This is a genomic window from Risungbinella massiliensis (assembly GCF_000942395.1).
Lineage (GTDB): Bacteria > Bacillota > Bacilli > Thermoactinomycetales > Thermoactinomycetaceae > Risungbinella > Risungbinella massiliensis.
Genome location: NZ_LN812103.1, coordinates 291,305 through 313,408, shown reverse-complemented (window position 1 = coordinate 313,408; position 22,104 = coordinate 291,305). Strand labels below are relative to the sequence as shown.

General features: G+C 40.4%; 26 protein-coding genes, 2 pseudogenes and 1 riboswitch. Of the genes and pseudogenes, 5 read left to right on the top strand and 23 right to left on the bottom strand.

The window, feature by feature from the left end:
- Window positions 1-18: 18 nt before the first annotated feature.
- Both VJ09_RS18850 and udk read left to right on the top strand, forming a co-directional pair.
- A pseudogene (locus VJ09_RS18850) lies at window positions 19-376 on the top strand (FtsX-like permease family protein); the annotation flags it as partial.
- Between the two features lie 260 nt (window positions 377-636).
- Entirely contained in the window at window positions 637-1,254 is a 618-nt protein-coding gene (udk, locus tag VJ09_RS12625; RefSeq protein WP_044642060.1) for a uridine kinase, read from the top strand.
- Between the two features lie 226 nt (window positions 1,255-1,480).
- Here udk and VJ09_RS12615 read toward each other — a convergent pair whose 3' ends face one another.
- The 5 genes from VJ09_RS12615 to VJ09_RS12595 form a co-directional block, all read right to left on the bottom strand.
- The gene (locus VJ09_RS12615) at window positions 1,481-1,897 is read right to left on the bottom strand and encodes a hypothetical protein (protein ID WP_044642058.1); all 417 of its coding nucleotides are present in this window, start codon (window positions 1,895-1,897) and stop codon (window positions 1,481-1,483) included.
- 174 nt (window positions 1,898-2,071) lie between these two features.
- Window positions 2,072-2,320: a DUF2553 family protein gene (locus tag VJ09_RS12610; RefSeq protein WP_044642057.1), complete on the bottom strand. Its 249-nt coding sequence runs from the start codon at window positions 2,318-2,320 to the stop codon at window positions 2,072-2,074.
- 474 nt (window positions 2,321-2,794) lie between these two features.
- On the bottom strand, window positions 2,795-3,178 hold the full coding sequence (gene gcvH, locus VJ09_RS12605; RefSeq protein ID WP_044642056.1) for a glycine cleavage system protein GcvH: 384 nt from the start codon (window positions 3,176-3,178) through the stop codon (window positions 2,795-2,797).
- Between the two features lie 33 nt (window positions 3,179-3,211).
- The gene (locus VJ09_RS12600) at window positions 3,212-3,652 is read right to left on the bottom strand and encodes a TlpA family protein disulfide reductase (RefSeq protein WP_044642875.1); all 441 of its coding nucleotides are present in this window, start codon (window positions 3,650-3,652) and stop codon (window positions 3,212-3,214) included.
- A 107-nt stretch (window positions 3,653-3,759) separates the two neighbouring features.
- Complete coding sequence (locus VJ09_RS12595) at window positions 3,760-4,299, bottom strand: peroxiredoxin (protein WP_044642055.1); 540 nt, start codon at window positions 4,297-4,299, stop codon at window positions 3,760-3,762.
- A 366-nt stretch (window positions 4,300-4,665) separates the two neighbouring features.
- Here VJ09_RS12595 and VJ09_RS12590 point away from each other — a divergent pair, with 366 nt between their 5' ends.
- Window positions 4,666-5,478, top strand: coding sequence for an AIM24 family protein (locus tag VJ09_RS12590; RefSeq protein WP_052807385.1), 813 nt, complete (start codon window positions 4,666-4,668; stop codon window positions 5,476-5,478).
- A gap of 41 nt (window positions 5,479-5,519) precedes the next feature.
- Here the strand turns inward: VJ09_RS12590 and VJ09_RS12585 are convergent, their stop codons facing one another.
- The 4 genes from VJ09_RS12585 to VJ09_RS12570 form a co-directional block, all read right to left on the bottom strand.
- Window positions 5,520-6,989: a DUF4179 domain-containing protein gene (locus VJ09_RS12585; protein ID WP_044642054.1), complete on the bottom strand. Its 1,470-nt coding sequence runs from the start codon at window positions 6,987-6,989 to the stop codon at window positions 5,520-5,522.
- Window positions 6,986-7,507, bottom strand: a complete 522-nt coding sequence (locus VJ09_RS12580) for an RNA polymerase sigma factor (RefSeq protein WP_052807384.1) — start codon at window positions 7,505-7,507, stop codon at window positions 6,986-6,988. Before VJ09_RS12580 ends, VJ09_RS12585 begins: the two co-directional genes overlap by 4 nt.
- Window positions 7,508-7,625: 118 nt before the next feature.
- Window positions 7,626-7,820 carry a hypothetical protein gene (locus VJ09_RS12575; protein ID WP_044642053.1) on the bottom strand — a complete coding sequence of 65 codons (195 nt, stop codon included), beginning with the start codon at window positions 7,818-7,820 and terminating at the stop codon, window positions 7,626-7,628.
- Between the two features lie 53 nt (window positions 7,821-7,873).
- A complete protein-coding gene (locus VJ09_RS12570; protein WP_052807383.1) occupies window positions 7,874-8,221 on the bottom strand; it encodes a sigma factor in 348 nt (115 codons plus the stop codon).
- A gap of 231 nt (window positions 8,222-8,452) precedes the next feature.
- Here VJ09_RS12570 and VJ09_RS12565 point away from each other — a divergent pair.
- Window positions 8,453-9,342 (top strand): annotated as a pseudogene (locus VJ09_RS12565) (ROK family protein).
- A gap of 200 nt (window positions 9,343-9,542) precedes the next feature.
- On the opposite strand, the gene VJ09_RS18505 reads toward VJ09_RS12565, so the two are convergent.
- From VJ09_RS18505 to VJ09_RS18720, 9 genes are all read right to left on the bottom strand, one after another.
- Window positions 9,543-9,704 (bottom strand): hypothetical protein, encoded by a 162-nt coding sequence (locus VJ09_RS18505; protein ID WP_154662364.1) that lies wholly within the window; start codon window positions 9,702-9,704, stop codon window positions 9,543-9,545.
- A 183-nt stretch (window positions 9,705-9,887) separates the two neighbouring features.
- Complete coding sequence (locus VJ09_RS12560) at window positions 9,888-11,336, bottom strand: DUF4179 domain-containing protein (protein WP_044642052.1); 1,449 nt, start codon at window positions 11,334-11,336, stop codon at window positions 9,888-9,890.
- Complete coding sequence (locus VJ09_RS12555) at window positions 11,333-11,854, bottom strand: RNA polymerase sigma factor (RefSeq protein ID WP_082050555.1); 522 nt, start codon at window positions 11,852-11,854, stop codon at window positions 11,333-11,335. The genes VJ09_RS12560 and VJ09_RS12555 overlap by 4 nt, the downstream gene beginning before the upstream one ends.
- A gap of 117 nt (window positions 11,855-11,971) precedes the next feature.
- Window positions 11,972-12,328 (bottom strand): arsenate reductase family protein, encoded by a 357-nt coding sequence (locus tag VJ09_RS12550; RefSeq protein ID WP_044642051.1) that lies wholly within the window; start codon window positions 12,326-12,328, stop codon window positions 11,972-11,974.
- A 13-nt stretch (window positions 12,329-12,341) separates the two neighbouring features.
- Window positions 12,342-12,914 carry a cob(I)yrinic acid a,c-diamide adenosyltransferase gene (locus VJ09_RS12545; RefSeq protein WP_044642050.1) on the bottom strand — a complete coding sequence of 191 codons (573 nt, stop codon included), beginning with the start codon at window positions 12,912-12,914 and terminating at the stop codon, window positions 12,342-12,344.
- Window positions 12,915-12,938: 24 nt separating this feature from the next.
- A complete protein-coding gene (locus VJ09_RS12540; protein ID WP_044642049.1) occupies window positions 12,939-13,709 on the bottom strand; it encodes an ABC transporter ATP-binding protein in 771 nt (256 codons plus the stop codon).
- 15 nt (window positions 13,710-13,724) lie between these two features.
- A complete protein-coding gene (locus VJ09_RS12535) occupies window positions 13,725-14,726 on the bottom strand; it encodes a FecCD family ABC transporter permease (protein WP_044642048.1) in 1,002 nt (333 codons plus the stop codon).
- Complete coding sequence (locus VJ09_RS12530) at window positions 14,723-15,652, bottom strand: ABC transporter substrate-binding protein (RefSeq protein WP_044642047.1); 930 nt, start codon at window positions 15,650-15,652, stop codon at window positions 14,723-14,725. Before VJ09_RS12530 ends, VJ09_RS12535 begins: the two co-directional genes overlap by 4 nt.
- Complete coding sequence (locus tag VJ09_RS18720) at window positions 15,649-15,828, bottom strand: hypothetical protein (protein WP_187118712.1); 180 nt, start codon at window positions 15,826-15,828, stop codon at window positions 15,649-15,651. The genes VJ09_RS12530 and VJ09_RS18720 overlap by 4 nt, the downstream gene beginning before the upstream one ends.
- Window positions 15,786-15,991: riboswitch (cobalamin riboswitch) on the bottom strand. It overlaps the preceding gene by 43 nt.
- 62 nt (window positions 15,992-16,053) lie before the next feature.
- Here VJ09_RS18720 and VJ09_RS12520 point away from each other — a divergent pair.
- Entirely contained in the window at window positions 16,054-16,908 is an 855-nt protein-coding gene (locus tag VJ09_RS12520; protein ID WP_044642045.1) for an alpha/beta hydrolase family protein, read from the top strand.
- Between the two features lie 51 nt (window positions 16,909-16,959).
- Here VJ09_RS12520 and VJ09_RS12515 read toward each other — a convergent pair whose 3' ends face one another.
- From VJ09_RS12515 to VJ09_RS12495, 5 genes are all read right to left on the bottom strand, one after another.
- The gene (locus tag VJ09_RS12515) at window positions 16,960-18,879 is read right to left on the bottom strand and encodes an ABC transporter permease (RefSeq protein WP_044642044.1); all 1,920 of its coding nucleotides are present in this window, start codon (window positions 18,877-18,879) and stop codon (window positions 16,960-16,962) included.
- On the bottom strand, window positions 18,854-19,624 hold the full coding sequence (locus VJ09_RS12510; RefSeq protein ID WP_044642043.1) for an ABC transporter ATP-binding protein: 771 nt from the start codon (window positions 19,622-19,624) through the stop codon (window positions 18,854-18,856). The genes VJ09_RS12515 and VJ09_RS12510 overlap by 26 nt, the downstream gene beginning before the upstream one ends.
- A 148-nt stretch (window positions 19,625-19,772) precedes the next feature.
- Window positions 19,773-20,753, bottom strand: coding sequence for a sensor histidine kinase (locus VJ09_RS12505; protein ID WP_044642042.1), 981 nt, complete (start codon window positions 20,751-20,753; stop codon window positions 19,773-19,775).
- A complete protein-coding gene (locus VJ09_RS12500; protein ID WP_044642041.1) occupies window positions 20,750-21,442 on the bottom strand; it encodes a response regulator transcription factor in 693 nt (230 codons plus the stop codon). Before VJ09_RS12500 ends, VJ09_RS12505 begins: the two co-directional genes overlap by 4 nt.
- Before the next feature lie 168 nt (window positions 21,443-21,610).
- Window positions 21,611-22,081: a hypothetical protein gene (locus VJ09_RS12495; RefSeq protein WP_044642040.1), complete on the bottom strand. Its 471-nt coding sequence runs from the start codon at window positions 22,079-22,081 to the stop codon at window positions 21,611-21,613.
- Window positions 22,082-22,104 lie beyond the last annotated feature (23 nt).

The window sequence follows — 22,104 nt, the reverse complement described above, 5'->3', positions numbered from 1 at the left end:
GATACGATTCAATTAACTGTATTTATTATTTCGGGTATTGGGATTTATGAATTCTATCGTGGCAAGTATTCATGAAAGACGTGCAGAAATCAGTGTCATACGCGCAGTGGGGGCAATTCCCAATCAATTATCCAAAGTGATCTTGTTAGAAGGAATCCTTCTAGGGCTGATCTCTGGTTTCATTTGGGGCATTGCGGAGTATCCTTAGGGTATATTGTCCTATCTAGCTTAGAGTTAACAAATATAACCTTTCCGTTTATGTTAATAGGTCAATTGACAGCTGTCAGTATTTTCCTCGGTATTTGCTGCCCTATTATCTACTTTCCAACTAAAACAATTTAAGTTGAGTGATACATTAAAAGAGTTATCAGAATAACTTTTGTCCAACATAAAACAAGCCTGCATTCAATTGAAAGCAAGCTTGTTTTATTTATATACCATTAAGCGATTTTACTATTCAAGATAAAATATCGCCTACATAATCTAGATATTTTATAGTGTATTGAGTATTTTTTTGTTTAAAATAGAAATAGTATCGTTTATCCTATATATCTATGCATTATTCACCTCAACTTTTATAGAAATATACATAGAAAATACTTTTTATGAAACAATGAATTTGTTGGAGGCGCCAAAATGAGTAGACCTATTGTAATCGGTGTTGCTGGAGGGACAGGCTCTGGAAAGACAACCGTCGCTCGCAAACTAGTAGAATCTTTTTCAGAATCCGTTTTACTGATTGAACAAGATAGTTATTACAAAAATCAGGATCACCTTCCGATGGAAGAACGACTAAAAACCAATTATGACCATCCTTTTGCTTTTGATAATGAATTATTAGTGGAACAGGTTCTTCAATTGCTAGATCGACAAACAGTTGAAAAGCCACAGTATGATTACGCACAACACACTCGTGCAAGTGACACACAGACAGTGGAGCCCAAAGACATTATCGTATTAGAAGGAATTTTGATATTGGAAGATGAACGAATCCGAAATCTGCTAGATCTCAAGGTTTTTGTAGATACGGATGCAGACGTTCGAATCTTGCGTCGTATCGAACGAGATATTGCAGAGAGAGGCAGATCATTAGATTCTGTAATCGAGCAATATTTAACTGTGGTACGACCTATGCATCTGCAATTTATTGAACCAACCAAACGATATGCTGATGTGATCATTCCAGAAGGTGGACATAATCAAGTAGCAATCAATTTATTATTGAATCAAATAAAAACATATTTAAAAAAATAGTAACCACGCCAATTTCCGATATAGGGAATTGGTTTTTTATTTACCGTTCTCTGTTGCATTAGACCAAGTTAAGCATAGGCACACCTCTGGCTTTGGGTTCATTATGCAACATGCTCTACCTTCATTTAAGTCTTCCAAGGTCGAGTCATTCTCCTTTGTTATAGACTCAGACCATCCATCTGATATAGAAAAAGGGTGCTGATCAACTTGACCAGCACCCATCACCTTATTTAGTTGACTCCTTTTGCTGCTCCAGTTGATGAAGACGTTGGCTGAGCACTTTCAATCGAGTCTTGAGCTCCTCTGCCCACTGTTGATCCGCTTTGGATATTCGTAGTAGATCGAGGGCCAAGTCGATTTGCTCGCGTATCGTTACCTCCAGATCATCTCCTTGGAAACTGAAGCAATCTTCGCGCCATCTTTTTATCATGTCGGGGTCTATTTGTTCATAGAGGGTAGTCTCATGGACACGATCTTCTAGTGCATACTCCAGAACCAGATCAAATTGCTCCTTGATAGCTGGGTGAACCTTCACATCATGGCAGACTGGACAGAATAGAAGCGGTACTCGATTGACTTTGATGGATTTCTTACGCATCGCATCAATGGTTCCAATCATGCTCGCCCCACAGCAGTAGATCATGTATTTCCCCTCCTCTTTCCCCAAATGATTTTGGTAATTCTCAAGATGAGAAGATGGTGGAAGTACAGATTATTTTACCACACTAACTGTTTTCAAAACGCAAAACCGAACAAATTTTCGTATTTTTTGACAGAAAGGATAAGCTGACTTTTGGACAGCTTATCCCTCTTGTCTTCAGCACCAACCCATATCACAATTGTGAGCATAGTAGTCTTGATGCGGGATATATTCGCCTAAAGAGTAGATGGACTCATTCTCCATCATGTACCCATCATACATCTCAAGTCCCCCTTCACCACCCATGCTCATTTTACCTATCGCTTGGTTGTTGTGGTAAAAAACCATATTTCCAGATTCCATCTTGGCAGTTACTTTGCGAGTGATATTCCACTTTTGCTGATTATTTGCTTCATTGTTTTCCATTCTTCTCACCTCGTCTGTTTATCTTATGAGGGAAACCGTCGCTTGGTTTTTATAGTTATTCCACAACTCGTGGAAAAAACTCACCAAATAGCAAAGTTGGACAAATCGGGCTAGTTTTATTTTTTAGACGATTCATATATCCCACTTACGTTAATTTTGTTAGGTATTAATATTTGAACCATTCTTTACACTTTGCTACAAGATCAGTTGCTATCTGTACATCCCATTGTTTTACTCGTTCATATAATGGACCCTGAAAAAACTCGGATAGTTTTTGGGCTGTCTCCTTGGAAAGCACAATGTTTTGAAATACATCATTTGTAATATGTAACCATGTTGGATGACTTTTTTCTGTTCGCCAGATATTGACTTTACGTCTGGAAATATCATCAAAAAATCAATCCCTTTCCCATATATACTGCAATAAAAAAACCCAGCTAACATCATTAGACTGGGTTCTCGCTATTACCATTATTAGTCTTCAATACTTTCTTGGTATTGCTCAGCAGAAAGAAGTGAGCTCAGCTGACTCTCGTCAGATATCTCGACTACGATCATCCAACCATTACCGTATGGCTCGTCATTGACATTCTCTGGAGATTCTTCTAGTTCGCCGTTTACTTCTACAACAGTTCCACTTAGAGGTGCATAAAGCTCGGAGACAGTTTTAACGGATTCTACACTACCAAAAGGTTCATTAATAGTGATCTCATCTCCTACAGATGGTAGTTCCACAAATACGATGTCGCCAAGTTCAGACTGTGCAAAATCGGTAATTCCTACCCGTACTTTGTTGGAACCTTCTGTTTTTACCCATTCGTGCTCTACCGTATAACGTAATTCTGCTGGTAAATTCATCTGTTGATCCTCCTAATCTCCTTAAAACTTTGGTTATTCTGTTTCGCCTAAGACACGCTCTAATGGTTTTTTTAACATGGAGAGCGCTTTTTCTCCAGCGGAACGGTGACGAAGAACGCCCTTGCGGTCAAAAAGATAGAATGCTGGGACGAACTCGTTTTCAAAAGCATCTACCACATTGTGCTCATTGTCAATGGCTTGTGGATGCTCCAATCCGTATTTCTCAATTGTTTCTAAAACAGCATCGATATCCGTATCTTTCTCTGAACGAGGCATATGAATCCCGATCATTTCTAGCTCTGGATGATCTTCGCGCATTTGTTTTACTTCTGGAAAGCTGGCTTTACACATGTGGCAGCTAATAGACCAGAAATGAACCAACACAGGTTTATCAGCAAGTGTTTCTTGGGATACTTCTCCATTCACCCATTTGGTAACGCCTTTGATCTCAGGCATTGGGGTACGTAATCGCATTGGCATATAGATAACCTCCTAAATAGATTTACTTTCAAAGGAAAGAAAAGACCTAACACAAGGGCTAGGTCTTCTCATTTAAGGAACCCTTTGTGGGTCAGTTATGATTACAGGTTCTTTTGACCTGGTTTCCAGTCTGCTGCACAGAGTCCACCGGATTGTAGAGCAGACAATACACGGATCGTTTCATCTACGCTACGACCAACGTTGTCATCGGTAACAACTTGGTAACGAATGGTACCTTCAGGGTCGATGATGAACAGACCACGCATTGCAATTCCTTCTTCTTCGAGAAGAACACCGTATTCACGGCTAATTTTGAGGCTTGGGTCTGCTGCCAATGGGTAGTTGATATGACCTAGACCGTTCTCTTCACGTGGGGTGTTGATCCATGCACGGTGAGAATATTTGGTGTCAGTGCTTACTCCCAAGATATCACAGTCTAAATCTTGGAATTCATCATATCGATCGCTTAACGCGGTAATTTCAGTTGGACATACAAAGGTAAAATCCATTGGATAGAAGAAAAGAACGAGCCATTTGCCTTCATAGTCTTTCAGACTTACCTTTTCAGCAAGAGTCTCTAGATTTTTAGTGCTATCTAGAGTAAAGTCTGGTGCTTGTGTACCAACAAGACGTGTAGCCATGGAACTAATTCCTCCTATATGTATAAAACGTATTTGCTTCTAAAAGAAGCGGTATCTTTTGAACAACCAATAGCGTACCATCTGTCCCAGTTTAAAGTCAATGCAATATTATACTTAATCTAATCTGAAAAGATTTATCAATTACTTGTTTCGTTCTATCTCAGTATTTTGCAGGATTATAAAATTTATACTACTTTGCTCTGTGACAAAGCCACTATTGTAAACTAGAAAAATTTTTAATGCGAAGCAATGTTGTTCTCATTCTAACTTCTCTTAAATGTTATAATATAGGCAATAGTAGCTTGTGTATTTAGCAGCTATCTCCCTATACTTCACAAGCTCACCAATTATCCGGGAGGAACGAACGTGAATTCAACTTTTGGAAATCCGTTTCAACAACCACCTAATAACCAACCTTCTCAAAACACATCCAATGCACCTTTTCGTGTAATTGACTCCGCTCAAGGTGCTACTGCTTCATTTGAGATTCTAGAATATGCTCCTCTTCAAGCTGGACAATATTACTTCCAACAACGTGCTGGCGGGCGCTTAAAACAAGTCCGGATCGTGATGAATAATGGGAAAGTCATCATGGAAGCTGGTGCGCTTCAGTTCTTGAAAGGACACATTCAAAGTCAGAATGATGTTGGCGGTGTTTCCGGACTGATGGGGAAACTTGCTGGTTCTATGCTAAACAATGAGTCAGCTTTTAAACCTTCCTATGTAGGAACAGGAGAAATTTACTTAGAGCCTTCTTTTGAACATTATCTTGTCTATCACTTACAAAACGAAGAAATTATCGTAGACAAAGGGATGTTCTTTGCTTGTGAAGCAACCGTAGAAGTGGGAACTGCTATGCAAAAAAGTATCTCTTCTGCTCTCAAAGGTGGAGAAGGTCTCTTCCAAACGAAACTAAGTGGCACTGGGATCGCAATCATGAAATCTCCAGTTCCGGCAAATGAAATTATGAAATTACAACTGAACAACGAGCGTGTCCAAGTGGATGGCAACTTTGCCCTTCTTCGTACAGGTGGCATCTCCTTTACAGTAGAACGTTCTGCTAAGTCTTTGCTCGGCTCTGCTACTAGTGGAGAAGGATACCTCCAAACCTTCAGCGGAACAGGTACCCTTTGGATCGCTCCTACCGAACCAATCTATTTCCCAGCTCCAACTGTATAAAGAACACAACCCGCATGGCAATCAATGCCTGCGGGTTGTGTTTATTTTGCTGGTTGTGGGATGAGTTTCGTCTCCCAATTTATCAGATTTCCTTTACTAATTCGATCTACATGCAGTAATGAATGAGGAGTCTCATATTCTGGCTTCCAGTTAAATTCAATAGATCCGTTGACCAATTTTGCTTTATTAATGACAAATGGTCCTATTCTACCATTCTCATTGCCAATGCTTACAACAGCAGCGTCATATCCATCATGAATGTTGGCTTTAATCTTTATTGTTTTTTGTCCATCTGCGCCAATATACAAATCTTGAACCACTAGTTCGGCTCCCTCAACCGACATTTTGGTTCCTTTTTGTAGGGGGAAAGTCTTCGCTATCGTAACAGGTAACCAATTACCTTTTAGTCGGAAAGTGTAGAAAGAAGATGTTGGAAATGGTGTAAAAACCCCTTCAAATACCATATCACCAGTTTTTGGGTCTTCGTCTCCACTACCTCCTTTCATGTACACTGGTCGATCTACTTGTTTGTCATTATCCTGATCATCGGTATTGGAATAGATTACATTTCCTTTATCATCTAAAATTTCAAATGGGTAGTTATATCCATTGGGATTCAACACATATTTACTGCGAGTCGTTAAAATAGTGTGACTTGGTCTCAGATCCAACTTCGATACTATCAAAAAATTCCCATCTGGTGCTTGATATGTTCCTCCGCTTGCTATATTCTGTAATGTCTGAGATTTCGTGAAATCGATTGGGATGGTAAATCTCCAATCACCCTCTATTAAATCTCGTTTTCCGTTTTCCGGCCTAATATGCTTAACATGTAGTTTTAGAATGATTTTTTGAACATCGGTATCCTCCACTTGGAATGTAATGATCCCTCGTTGATCAGGAGATACCTTTCCATCTCTATTCTCACTATCATTAGCTACCCCCCAGCCTTTCAGGAATACAACTACCAGACGTTTTGTTTTTGCATCATGAGCTTGAATATTTTTTCTGTTCAGGAAAGCAGCATCTAACGAAATTGCCCCAATTTTCTCTCCATTATCTTTCCAAGCATCATAGACAATTTTGATCATACCTTGATCTGCCATCACTTCCTGTATTTCGATCGTAACTCCGTTATCCGTCACTTGATAACGTTTCTTCTCAACCAAACCGCTTTCATCCGCTTTTTGGAAGCCTTTATCTAATGTCACTGGTAGTATCTTATGAACCAGATCCTGAAAAGCAGCCGAAGTATAGTATGTTGTCACTAGTCCAGCTAAAATAAATGAAGCTGCCGCTACTGCATACCTCCATCTTTTTCGCTTCTTTGGCACCATATCCATTGCGACTACTTTTTCTTCCAGCTCCCTTTCTCCCTTCCTTTTCTTCTCTTGTTCCACCGCAATCTTCCCTAACATATCTTCCATCTTTTGAACAACGACATCCGGTACTTCCACTTCTTTGTTGCCCCAGTTTTCCAATGCTTGTTCTAATTTTGGATTTGATTTCATAGAGAGTACGCCTCCTTTGCTTCAAAGTAACGCTGTAGGATCTGCCTCGCTTTATGGAGCCGAGATTTGATCGTACCCTCCGGTACTTCCAACATCTCTCCTATTTCACGCATCGTATACTTTTCACGATAATAGAGCGAGATTACCAAGCGGTATGGTTCTTCTAATCGATCGATCATTTCTTGTAGTTCTATCTGATCGTAAGGAGCTTGAACCGGTATCTCTTGTTTGGTCTCTTGTAAAGAGATCACATTATTTTGTCTCTTACTCAGTTTGTAACACTGGTGGATTAGAATCTTGATGATCCAACTTTTAAAATATTTCCTCTCCTGCAATTGATCTAAGTTTTGATATGCTTTCCAGATTGCTTCTTGGATGGCATCGGCACAATCTTCATCACTTCGTAAGATAGTCTTGGACACCCGATACAATATAGAATGGATGGAGCGAATTAATTCAGCATAAGCGTGATGATCGCCTGATTGAGCTTTGGTTACTAGCTGCTCGACCTCTATCAAAGGAGAACCCCCTTTTACTTTTGCTATCACTATGAGTCATACAAAAGGGAAATCGTTCACGGCTTCAAGAAATAGACAAAAACCACAGAGCTTACCCCTGTGGTTGTATAATAACAAGCTATTTGGCCGGTTGCGGGTAGATCTTGGTCTCCCAATTGACAGGATAACGTTTAGATATCAATTCGATCACCATAGTGGTTGTACTATCCCAATTACGTGTACTGTCAATCAGGATCATGCTATCTGATATATTTCCACGTAATGTTCCTCTTGCAGTCTCATTTCCTTTTGCATCATAGAATCGGACTTTCATATTATTAAATTCATTACTTGGAGTACTAATTACATTTAAAAACTGGTATCCGTCTATTTCTTTAATATGTGGAGATTCAATACGGAACGTATGTCCTTCCACATTGACTTAGCTGTATCGGAGAGATTGATTACTTTTTTTCGTTGATTGAAGATCTTGTAACATTGATTAATTAAAATTCTGGTTAGCCATGTTTGAAAATGTTTGGGTTTCTTTAATTGAACTAACTTTTGATAGGCTTTTAAAATCGTATCTTGTATAGCATCAACGCAATCTTCATCCTTTTTTAGGATTGCAATTGCCACATGGTATAGGGATTGCTCACTTTGATCGATCAGCTCTACAAATGCTGACTGATCCCCTTTTTGGGCTCTTTTTACAAGAAGCTCTTGTTTCGCCAAATTCTCCCCTCCTCTAATCCTATCTATTTATACATTAGATCCAGAACGAGGGGGTTACGTTCTGTGCTCACAAAGGTGACACAATCAATCTTAAATATTAACAAGTGGGAGAAATGTACAGCTTGCCTTGTCAACTAGACGGCTCTTTTTAGGAGACATACAATAGAATAAAACATAATGGACTTTTAGATCCTACCAATACTATTTAAGAGAAAACGAGGAGATCTCATCATGTTTTTAGGTGGCATTGAAGCAGGAGGAACCAAATTTGTCTGTGGTATAGGAAATGAGTACGGGGAGATTTTAGAGCGGGTCAGTTTTCCTACTACCTCTCCTGAGGAGACAATCGCTCAGGTGTAGCTTTTTTCCAAAAGCATAATCCAGAAGCGATTGGCATCGGTTCGTTTGGTCCTATAGACCCTGATCCGAAGAGCCCCACTTATGGACAGATTACTACTACACCCAAATCAGGATGGGCAAATTATCCTTTTTTAACAGAGATGAAAAAACATTTTTCGATTCCAATGGGTTGGGATACAGACGTGAACGTAGCCGCATTAGGAGAAGCTACTTGGGGAGCTGCTGTTGGGTTAGATAGCTGCATCTACATAACTGTTGGTACTGGAATTGGCGGGGGAGTCTTGTCGGAAGGAAAACTGATACATGGGCTGGTACATCCAGAAATGGGGCATATTCCTGTAAAGCGCCACCCTCAAGATCTATTTGAAGGAAATTGTCCATTTCACGGTGATTGTTTGGAAGGCATGGCATCAGGCCCAGCAATCCGGAAGCGCTGGGGAGAAAGTGGAGATGAACTAGCAACAGAAAACATCGTCTGGGAGATCGAAGCCTATTATCTAGCGCAAGCGGTCGTACACGCTATTTTGTTCCTCTCTCCCAAACGAGTGATCCTCGGTGGTGGTGTAATGAACCAAGAGCAACTTTTTCCGCTTATTCGCCATCATGTATTAGAGATGCTAAATGGATATATTCAGAATGACCGTATCTTAAAGAAGATTGATTCCTATATCGTAGCACCAGGACTTGGCGATAATGCAGGATTATGTGGGACTTTCGCATTGGCTCGGCAGGCATGGGAAAAGAACAATATACGAGGCTAAGTCTAGGATGTTTGTCATTTCAATATTTAGAGCATGTTGCATAATTAGCCCTAAGACAGAGGTTTTCCCCTTTTGAGATGCGACTATGAGCGATAGGGAGCTGGAGCAGATCATAAGCGGGAAAACCGGCGGCGCGCCTACGTTTAACTTGGATTAATGCAACAAGCTATATTTAGTCTTATCCTAAGAGAATCCGAAAATTACATACCAATTGAAAAATTAGGATCTGTATTTTCTATCTTGGTTGGTAGAATAAGAATATTTTCTTGTGCCTCTAGCAAACCTACCAGAAGATAACCTTGTACCATATCCAGATCTGGATCCAAAAAATGTGGTGCGATTTGGGTTAAAAATCGAAGCATAAATTCAACACCATCCCTTCTTTTTGTGTATCTTCTGTAAAATGATAATGGGTATTAACTAAGTCGGGAATTTTGCTCGTTACTTATTAGAGCGATTTCATACTAAAAAGGTTCATCCTATTTTGAAGTTAACATGATAAAAATAAAACCCTCCACTCACGGGATATGAGTGGAGGCGATAGTTTACTTAGCTGGTTGTGGAACAATCTTAATGTCTTTGTTGATTGGGATCCGTTTCGCAATCGAATCCAACATGATTGTAGTAGTTTTAGTGTCGTTGTTAGGAATGGAGGTAGAAATAACTGCCTTCCCGTTGCCATGCAACAATTGCATAGGCATAACCTCTGCATACCCAGTCAACTTTCCATTCTGGTCATAGAAATGAAACTTCATATCACCATAGCCGTCTTTTATCTCTCCTTGTAGAACAAGCTCTTTTGTACCATGTTTTCCTTTTTGCAATGATCCAACAGTAAAATTGCCTGCTTCTGTTTGGAAATGAGTATTCGGTTGATAGAGGACTTTCTGATCCAACATTTGCTTAATCCATAAAGCATGAAGACGATATGTGAAGTAAGAAGATGGTGGAAAGATGGCAAATTCATATGTATCTACATATTTTTTGTCTATATGCATTCCGCCTACACGACTTTTCAGAAAATCATTATTATGATATTTCTGCAAAATATGCCAATTCTCATTAGAAAACAAAAGATTCCCTTTATCATCTAGTAATTGGTATTCCGCCATCTCCCTCGTTTCTGGTGATTCACCACCCTCACCTACAAAAGTTGTTTTTAATACAGTTTGACTAGTCAATAATTCTAAACTCTCCACAAAAAATTCTCCAGTAGACAACTGTATTCTTTCCGATCCCATTCCAGTCTTTTGTTTTGCTTTTGCTTTAGTTAAATCAATTGGGATAGAAAAATTCCATGTACCTCGAACATCAATATCTGCAATTTTCGGACTTACATAATTACCCTCTTTCCACAAATGATTTACTTCCAATTTAAAAACCGCTTTATCTGGTATCTCAGTTGGCGACTCTAGTGTGAGCAATCCTGTTCCAATTCCTTTCCTATTATTAGCATTTTGTATATCATTGATCCAAATCTCTTTTTCTTTTTTAGTTTGAGGATCTACGATATATGCATGCCATTGTGTATTCACCGCGCTAAATAAAGCAGAGTATGGGACAGACTCTCCTTTTTCATTTTTGATCTCATAGACTACGGAGACACGCCGCCCTTCTACTAATAACTCTTTGATCTCAATGGTATAACCTTTATCAGTGGCAGTTAATTGGAGAGATTCTACTAAACCTTCCTGCTGTGCCTTTTGATAACCCGAATCATTAACAGGAAATAGATTCTTCACATACTCCTTGAAATCCGCCGATATACTGTATGTCGTCACAAACCCAGCTACTAGAAAAGATGCTACCGATGCTGCGTACACCCACCATTTGCGCTTCTTTTTCTTAGGTAGATCTACTCCATTGCCTGTTTCCTTTGGTGGCAGATTCTCTAATGTTTCCTCCATCTTTTGCAGAAAAACAGCTGGTACCATAATCTCTTCTTGCTCCAACTCATCAAAGGATTGATCTAATTTTTTCTCCATGGATGTCATATCGTGTGAACCTCCTTTGCCTCTAAAAAGTTCTGTAGCATCTGCCTCGCTCGATAGAGACGTGACTTGACCGTTCCAGATGGTAATTCGAGTAAGTCCGCTACTTCTTGAAGGGAATATTTTTCGAGATAATAGAGCGTCACAACCAGTCGGAACGGTTCTTCTAATCTACTAACCAAATCTCGGAACTCTACTCTCTCATAGGCTTCTTGGACAGGTATCTCCTGCTGAGCATCCTGTAAGGAAATTACTTTTTTCCTCTTATTATGAAGGCGATAGCATTGATGGATTAAGATTTTAGAGAACCAACTCTTAAAATATTTGGGCTCTCGTAGCTGCTCTAAATTCTGATATGCTTTAATAATCGCTTCTTGCATCGCGTCCGCACAATCTTCGTCTTTCGCCAAGATGGATTTGGCTAACCGGTATGATACTTTATGTATTGAGCGAATCAACTCAGCAAAGGCATGTTGATCACCTTGCTGTGCTTTGACCACCATCTGTTCGATCTCTTGCAACAGAGTCCCCCCTTTTCTCTTCTATTAACTATGATCCTAAATAAGACATTACGGTTCCCTAGTCATGAAACAGACACAAAAAAGAAGACCACCATTATAAGCAGTCTTCTTCCACGGTTATGCCCATTTTTCTTGATATTCTTCTTCCTTAAAACCTACAGTTACCTTGGTTCCATCTGTAGCAAGTGGTCGCTTAATCAACATTCCATCAGAAGCCAGTAAGGACAGCTTTTCCTCATCGCTCATCTCTTTTAACTTTTGAGAAAGTCCTAGTTCACGGTATTTTTGTCCACTCGTATTAAAGAATTTTTGGAGCGGAAGACCGCTAGCTTGGACCATCTCTGCTAGTTTTTCTTTGCTTGGAGGATTCTCTACAATGTGGATCTCTTGAAAAGAAATACCATGCTCTTCTAAGTATTTTTTGGCTTTGCGGCAGGTGCCACATTTCGGATATAGATAAACTTGTAGCATCAAAACATCCTTTCTCTTAATCGGTAGAGTCCGTACGAAATACTTGTCCACCTCGTTTATATTCTACATCGGGTACATTTTCTCGGACATTGGCTACTCTGGCAATAGTAAAGAAAAAGTCGGATAATCGGTTAAGGTATTTACGAACTTCCTCGTTGGTCTCTTGTTCTTGGCAGAGAGTGACTACTTGACGCTCAGCACGCCTTGCCACCACTCGGCAAATATGAAATGCGCTCGACAGTGCAGTCCCTCCTGGTAGGATAAACCGCTGAAGTGGGGAACATTCGCTATCGTAGCGATCGATCCATTTTTCTAATCGTGCTGTCATCTCAGCAGATACTCGATATTGGCGATTTTTTCCCACTTGGGCCAAATCACCACCTGCATCAAATAGCTCATGCTGGATGTCGGTCAAATCTTGGATAAGATCTTGATGGCGGTCTGTTGTAAGTCGGCTAATCGCTTCCCCGAGAAACGCATTTAATTCATCTACTGTACCATACGCTTCCACTCGAACATCATCTTTCATCACACGCCCGCCTACTACATGAGTCTTGCCCTCATCTCCAGTACGTGTATAGATCTTCATTTAACCATTCCCCTCTCCACTTTGTTACTCTCCGTATAATATTTGTGGTACATGATACGTAGGATGGTCAATCACTTCCAAACGGGTCTCATAGACTTGTTCTAATACAGACTGGGTCAGCACTTCTGTAGGGGTTCCAACTGCCACTAACCTTCCAGCTTGAAGCAGATAGATTTGATCACAAAAGAGAGCTGCTAGATTCATATCGTGCAGCACAAGAATCAGCGTTTTTTGATGCCGCTCTTTCCAATCTTGTAACATACGCAACAGTCGCCACTGATAACGTAAATCGAGGTAAGTGGTAGGTTCATCTAATAGGAGATAGGCAGGTTCTTGGGCATAGGATTTGGCGATGGCTACTCGCTGTCTCTCTCCCCCACTCATGGAATGGAGCCATCGATCGCGAAAATGGGTCGTATCGGTGGCTTCCATAGAGAGATTTACCACTTGTTGATCTTTCTCCTCCCACAAAGACCACCGACTCTGATGTGGATATCTCCCCATCTTAACGAGATCCTCTGTAGAAAAACCTAATTCGGTTAGTCCCTCTTGTGTGAGGACTGCAATCTGAACTGCCCGTTCTTTACTTGTAAGTTGTGACAACGGCTTGCTATCTAGCAAAACCTCTCCGGATTGTGGTCGTAATTCTTGATGTAATAAGCGAAGTAGAGTACTTTTTCCTGAACCATTAGGGCCTATAATTCCCACTGTCTGCCCTACTCTGGCAACAAAATCTATTTCTCGAACTCCTGCCCCTGTTGAATGAAGATAGGTAACGTTATGAGCTTCTAGCATGATGACTCATCCTTTTTAATCCAGATTCCGATTTTGGCGTAGAAGAAAGGCAAAAAATGGTGCACCGAGAAAAGCGGTTACCACTCCAATCGGTAACTCTCGTGGAGACAGGACTGAACGAGCAATCGTATCGGCTCCAATCAAAAAAATCGCTCCTGCTATCGCTGCTAAAGGTAATAGTCTCCTGTGATCTGCTCCTATGATTAAACGAAGCACATGAGGGATTACGAGTCCTACAAAGCCAATCATACCCGATACAGCAACCGAAACAGCTGTCAAAAGGGAGGCAGTCAGAAGCAAAATGAGACGAATACGTCTCACAGAGACACCGACATTAGCTGCAGTGCGTTCACCAAGCGAAAAGAGATTGAGCTCACGACTAAGGGACCAAGCGATCCCACTAGCAAGAAGTAACACAGGAGTCAGGATCCACACATCATTCCAATCTCGTAAAGTAAAACTCCCCATTAGCCAAAACTGAATTCTCGGTAATTCCTCATCTGATTGCGAAATGGCATAGGTAAGAATTGCACCAAAAAAAGCATGCACAACTACCCCTGAAAGGATTAGCGTGTGGGTATTTAGTCGTTTTCCAGCAATGAGTAACACCATCAAAAGTGCTATTAAAGCAGCTGCAAAAGAGGCTCCGACAACAGCCCATGTAGCTAAACCCATCAAAATAGCAAGCACTGCTCCTACAGAAGCACCCGAGGAAACACCAAGAATGTAAGGATCAGCGAGTGGATTACGTAGTAGTCCTTGATACATAGTACCCGCAATAGCCAGTGCAGCTCCTACTACCCCAGCAAAGACAATACGAGGAAATCGCAACTTCCAAAGAATCACATCTGCTAAGAAGTTTGGCTCCGATATAGGAAATCCTAGATGATGGAGAATTACTTGTCCTACTAGTTGAGCTGAGTAAAATTCACTCCCGATCATCATCGAAAGGAAAAAAACAAAGAAAAAGCAGAGGATAACTCCTCCGCTCCATAATAAAAGCTTTTGCCGACTCATCGGAAGAGCTCCGGATATAGTTGTTTCGCCATCTGTTCCACTCCATCTATAACCCGAGGTCCAGGCCGACTGATCAAGTTAGCGTCCACTGTAATATACTTCTTTTGCTGTACGGCTTTGATCTGATTCCATCCCGGACGACTTTCTACTGATTTAGGATCTCCATATGTGAAGAGTATCGCATCTGGGTTCCAACCAATCACTTGCTCTGCTGATACTTGAACCCACCCTTTTTGAGAAGCTGCCACGTTTTTTCCGCCTGCAAGTTCTATTAATTCATTTTGGAGTGTTCCAGAACCTGGTGTATAAAACGATGAATCGTCCATCCATACTTTTAACCGTTTTTCTTGTGGAACTTGAGTTAATAACGCAGCAACATTTCGTAACTTCGCCTGCATATTGGCTACTACTTGATCTGCTATATAAGTTCGGTTGGTTACTTGAGATAAGATATTAATGGATGCATATACCTCTTTTAAACTCTCTGCATTTAGCACCAATACGGGAACTCCCAGTTGTTGGAGTTTGGTAATGGTCTCTTTCCCATTTAATGGAGAAGCGAGCACGAGATCCGGTTTTTGAGCCATCACCTGCTCGATATTAATATTCAGATCTCCTACTTTAGGTAGACTCTTCACTTGTTCTGGATAATCGTCGTTAGCAGTTACGCCTACCATCTTTTGATCTAATTGAAGCGCATAGGCAAGCTCCGTATTACTTGGAATCAGCGAAACAATCCGCTGTGGTTCTTTCTCTATCGTCAGTTTTTGTCCAGATTGATCGACGACGGAAATAGGATAATTAATCGAATCTGGCTTTCTTGGTGTGGACCAACTTTTATCTTGCTCAGCAGCTGGCTGACAAGCTACACCCATCACAACCAAAAGCACCATCATCATACTAATCCAAAGAGAACGGATTTTCATCTGGTTGGTTCCTCCTCTAATTTCATTTCACAGCAAAAAACCTTGACACCTATTCGAGGTACCAAGGTAGGAGGCATGCCAAGTGCTGTATGTACCAACTCTTGTGCGCGCCACTCCTTTTCCTCGAAGGAGAACGGCTGATCAGAAAAAGGCAGGTCTCCTGGCTCATGGTTCATAGGAATGATGTACCTTCCCATCCAAGCGGACAGTGGTCTATCACATCGTCCTCCCCATTTACAGTGGCGGGACCGCGCCGGAGTTACACCGGCTTCCCTCTTCGCTTTTTAGAGAATACTAGAATACACTTCTCCAAAAAAGACCCTTTTCTAACTCATTTCGTTCCTTTTCATTATATAGTAGAGTGAAAGCCTATACAATTCGACTAACAGGAGGGATCGTAAGTGAAACAAGTGTTTCGCTTGGAACTTGGGAAAGACAATCGGATAATCACAGGAGATATCTTAGCTCCGACTAAACCACAAGGAAAAGCTCCCGTCATCCTGCTCCTACATGGATTTAAGGCATTTAAAAGCTGGGGATTCTTCCCTACTTTGGCCAAAAGACTTGCAAAAGAAGGCTATGTAGTAATCAGCTTTAACTTCTCAATGAATGGCGTCGAATACGATCAAGCAGATGAAGAGGTAACCAATCTAGACAAATTTGGTCGCAACACTTTCTCACGTGAACAAGAAGATATCGCTACGGTTCTAAAAGCTCTACGAGATGGTGATCTACCATATGCGGAACTTTGCGATGTTACCAAAGTAGGTCTCTTCGGTCATAGTCGAGGAGGAGCCAATGCTCTTATTTATACATTAGATGATCCGTCTATTAATTGTGCGGTCGTCTGGAATAGTGTTGCCGAAGTGCTCTTTTGGGAAGAAAAGACCATCCAGGAGATAATGGAAAAAGGAGTCGCCTATATCGAGAACGTTCGTACGAAGCAACAACTCCCTGTTACCAAAGAAGTGATAGAGGATATCCAAGCCAACCAAGATCGTTTTGCCTTTCTCAATCGATTTGCATTAGATAGCCGTCCAGTACTTGCAGTCGTAGGAACTGCAGATAAAGAACGAATTGTGGAAGGTGCCAAACGATTGGATCGCATCGCTCCTCATTCTGATCTACAGCTCATTATAAGTGGCGATCATACTTTTGGTAGCAGTCATCCCCTTATTACGATAAGTCCTATGTTAGAAGAGGCGATTGGGTATACTGTGGAGTTTTACCAAGAGCATCTCCCAACCATAAAATAAGCAAAATCCCCTTTCCAATCTGGTGATCGGAAGAGGGGATTTCTTTTTCTATTATACCATCACCCGTTTTAGTAAGTTAATGAATCGAGCCCGAACTACTAAGAAATAAACAACTTGCGCTACTGCAAACAAACCGATCGCAATCAAGACTGGATAAAAGGTATCTCCTTTATTGATCTGATCTTCTAATAAAGATAAACCGATCCAGGTTTGAAAAGCAGCTATTACAAGTGGAATAAAGAAAAGGAACGCAATCTGTCTGGAGGCAGAACGCTTCATTTGTTCCAAACTTAAACCAATTTTGGAGAGAGAATGATACATCTGCTGGTCTCGGGTCAGATCGATAAAAAGTTTAAAATAGAGAAAGCTAGCCGTAAAGATAGAGAAGACCGCTGCAATAAACGTTCCAATAAAGCTAGTGAGGTTGAGGCGTTCTTTACTATAAATATAAGTGGTACCTCGTATATCCATTCTAAATGGAATTCCCTCTGCTTGTCCCTTTTGCTCCCACTCTTCTACCAAGCTCTTACCAAACTGAACTTCCTCTGATTGATTAGTAGGGAGTCCTTTGCCATTCCAACTCGGTATATAATATGAAACTACCGAGTCTTCCACACCTTCTTCTCCTACCTTTTGTTTTAGCTTTTCATAGTACTTATCCGAAACTAAAACCATATATCCATACTGAATAAAAGACTGATCTAGCTGTTCCAATACTTGAAGTGATTCACCTTTGATCGAGATCTCTTTCTGACTAAATAGCTTAGATCGTTCTTTTTCCTCGAGCGTCCCTGAAACTAGCAGAATCGTTTCCTTTGATACTAGTTTGAAGCTCTTTCCTTTCAATAAATTTGCTATTCGATTATATTCTGATTCCTTGATTAGAGGCACATAATTATCTTGTCTGTGTGGAATCAAGAAAAATGGAATTTCTACCTTTGTAAAATCAATTCGATTTTGTTGTAATTTTTTCTCTAAAAAGATGTGTTGTTCTGTTGTCTGGGGATCTTCGTCCATTACGAGACCAAAGGCAAACGGATTCGTCTTGTATTGTTGATCATACTGACTACTATATGTGATGACAACCCCAACCGTAGTACAAGCAGCCGCCATAATGATCGTCACCATAAAAAACATCCGTGCATTATCTTTGATTTTAAAAGCAAGTTCGGAAATCCAGATCAGGTTGATCCCTCTCCAGAAAAAGAAGCGATTCTGTTTTAGCTTCTGTACAACAAAAAGAGTGAATTGTGTATAGAAAAAATAAGTCCCCAAAATCCCTAGTGCGAGAAAGATCGCAATATTGCGCATAGACAGTTCCAGTTGATCCATCATATAAAGCGCACCTAGAAAAAGGAGAGGAGACAAGATAACGAAAAAGATCGAACTAGTAGGCTCTTTCTTTGGCTTATTGGACCCTTGTAGCATCTCTAACACCTGATTTTTCCGTAACGCAAAGTAGGTGAGAATCCCAATCAGCAGAAAAAGCACACCAAATGCTAATGCAGTTAACCCCATCGCTTTCCAAGGAAAATACAGGGGAAGCTCTTGCATCTCGATCACCTTGGCTCCCAAAGTCAAGAAAAACTTTGCCAAGATGGTTCCCAGACCAACCCCGGATAGAATGGAAGCCATACCAATGAACATACTCTCTAAGAAAACAAGACCATTTATTTGCTTCTGAGAAGCTCCTAAGATCGTGAGAATACCAAATTCCTTTTTTCTCGCATGGAGAAACGCACTATTAGAGTATAGAACAAACAAGAAAGAGAAGAAGAAAATCAGATACTCCGCAGATTCCATCGAATTTTTGGTCAGCAATCCCATTTGAGACCGTCCAATTTCAGGATGAAAGATAAACATTGCATAGGTAAAAAAGATCATCACCGCAAAGGTACTACTCAAAAAATAAGCACTGTAGGCAGAAGCGTTACGTCGAACGTTATTAAACGCGAACTTTCGAAAGCTCATGCGCATTCCCTCCCAAAAACGAGAGCATATCGATGATCTCTTGGAAAAAAACTTGGCGACTAGTACCACGATGAATTTCACGATATAACGTTCCATCTTGGATAAAGAGGATACGATCGCAGTAACTCGCGGCTAGCGGGTCATGTGTCACGAGTAACATCGTTGTCTCGTCTTCTTTATTAATCTTCTCCATCATTTCCATCACATCACGAGACGTTTTGGAGTCAAGTGCCCCTGTTGGTTCATCTGCCAAAAGCAAAGCAGGAGAATGAATAATAGCACGAGCGACTGCTGCACGTTGACGTTGTCCTCCTGATATTTCAAAGGTCCGCTTGTCCAGAATTGGTTCAATCCCTAGTTTTTTTGCTACCTCCAGACACTTTTGGTTCATTTCGTTTACACTTTTCTTGTCCAAAGTGAGTGGTAACACGATGTTCTCCGCTATGGTAAGTGTATCTAATAGGTTAAAATCTTGAAAAACAAAACCTAGCTGCCGGCGACGAAATTCAGCAAGTTTCTCTTTCTTTAAGGTATAAGGGTTCTCTCCTTTCAAAAAAACTTCTCCTGAGCTAGGTGAGTCGATGGTTGCTACCATATTTAGCAGAGTAGTTTTTCCACTACCTGATGCCCCCATAATTCCAACAAACTCTCCTTGCTCCACTGTAAAATTAATATCTTTTAGCGCTTGGGTCGTTACCTTTCCGGGATAAACTTTGTTCAGCTCCTTAATCCGTAGCACTTCCATTTTCATTACTCCCTTTCTTTCCATCTGAAGGTCCAGAATCTCTTCGCTTCAATAATTTAGTGTAGGGCTTATATTGCTACTCTACTGGAGCTGACCTATCCTTACTATCAGATTACATGAAGCCAACCTTACATCTCGTTAAGGTTGGCTATTTACCCGAAAAGAGAATTCGTACCATCGTTCCTTCGCCAACAGTGGATTCCAACTCTACTCGATGCCCCAATTGCCTACATACTTTTGATACAAGATAGAGTCCCATACCTGTTGATTCAGAAAATCGCCTGCCATTTTGCCCCGTATAATATGGCTCCCAAACCCTTTTTCGATCTTGGGTTGGGATACCAACTCCCTGATCTCTTACTTCTAGGACAACCTGATTCTCTCGTAAATGCCCTGTTATCCAAACTTTTCTACCAGCCTCTGTCGTATAACGAATGGCATTGATTACTAGTTGTCCTAATAAAAAAGCGAGCCATTTTTCATCTGTGTAGACGGCTGTCTCTTCTTCCATCTCTACTATAGGAAAAAGCTTTTTTCGAATAAAAAAGCGTTTATGTTCCGATACGACTTCTTGGGCAAGTCTTTTTAACATCACTTTTTCCACTTGAAAATCATGTTGAAACTGCTCTAATCGTGAAGTATACATCACCAATTCTAATCCTTTTTGGAGACGATCCACTTCTTCTTGGATTTGGTCAAAAACCGCATCTCCTTCTTCTTCCATCGTCATTTGGATCACAGACACAGGTGTTTTCATCTGGTGTACCCACTGATGAAGAAAGATCACATGATCCTCTAATTTTTTTTTAATTTGGTGTATCTCTGTTTGGTAAAGATAATATTGAGAATGCAAAACGTCATCTACCGCTTCTGCAAGTGGTGCATAGCCTGTCTTTTGAATGGATTGATCTAATGTAGCCAGTGGCTGGGACAAATGTTGATACAAGTTCCGTAAGGTGAAATAGCGAAACCCTAGATAAACTAGCAACAAAAGACTACTTAGGATAAGAGAATAGACATATATGTCCAGATCATGGTCTCCGTTTACATAATATAGTGTGGGAATAAGGAGCATTTGGATGAGAAACATCACGAAAAGCGGAATTTGCTCTCGTAAAAATAATTTCATATTGGATCTTCCCACGTAACTTTCATTCGATAACCTGTACCCCTCACTGTTTCAATCGCCTCCAAAATCCCGATCTCCTGTAGTTTTTTTCGTACTCGTGCAATATGTACATTTAGCGTGTTTTCCTCAATAAACACTTGATCGTCCCACAACTTTTCCAATAGACGATCTCGACTTACTACTCGCATAGGTCGTTCCATCAACATCTCCAACAGCTGACTCTCTTTTCTAGTTAGCTCTATTTTCTTGTCACCAAGCGTGATCTGCAACCGTTCTGGATAAAGAAAAAGCCCTTGTAGCTCAATCGTACGCTCACCGGCATAGCTTCCATATGCTCTTCTTAACTGGCTTCGAATCTTGGCAATTACAATTTCATAATGAAAAGGCTTCGTAATATAGTCGTCAGCCCCGTTTTCCAATGCGAGAACCTGATCCATCATGCCATCCCTAGCAGAGAGAAACAGGATCGGGCAATTAGAAGAAGAGCGAATTTGACGACACCAGTAAAATCCGTCATACATTGGCAAGTTAACATCTAGCAATACCAGATCAGGTTTTACTCTATGAAATGTTTGAAGTACTTGTTCAAAATTAGTTACCTCCCTCACTTGAAAACCATACTTTTGGAGGTGGGATTGAAGTAAGCGGTTTATATTTTGGTCATCTTCTACTAATAGAATAGTAAAAATTAGAACATCCCTCTTCTCGATATCAATTTTAGTTCCTGTCAGTTTTCCTAGGCTATAAACGGTTAAAAATATCGTATCGAATCAATTCATAACTGAAAACCTCCTATCCCAAATGTAAACAAAATAAAAGAACGACCCTTTTATATTAAAAGGTCGTTCTGCTGCCTACTAAAACTCATTGATTCGCTGGCGATAATCTTTGGACTCTTGTCTAGCGTCAAATGACATCGTACCAGCTGCTTGGGTTAAGAGAAAATAAATATTAGTAACTGCAATCGTAAATTTTTCTTTTTCTTTGTTTTTTAATGTTATATCTTCTATTCCTCTTATACGATAGAGACCAACTGTGATTAGATTTTCTACTAGATTTTCATAATAGAAGAGATCCTCATCGAGGAGAATTTCTTCTTCCTTGCATTTTTGTTTTAGGTCTAACAACAATGCTGTAAATGTTTGATAGACCTTAGACAAATCGATAGCAAGTGTATTTTCTGGTGTAATCTCTAGATTTGAAATTGCGGATTTCGCTTTTGTTAATTGGACTACGTTTTCTTCGGAAATGACCTCTCTTGGGACAAGTTGTAGTCCTTTTTTGTTCTGATCCTTACTTGATCCATTGAATCCTTTGTTTTTGCTCATCGTACATTCTCCTTCCCATATTC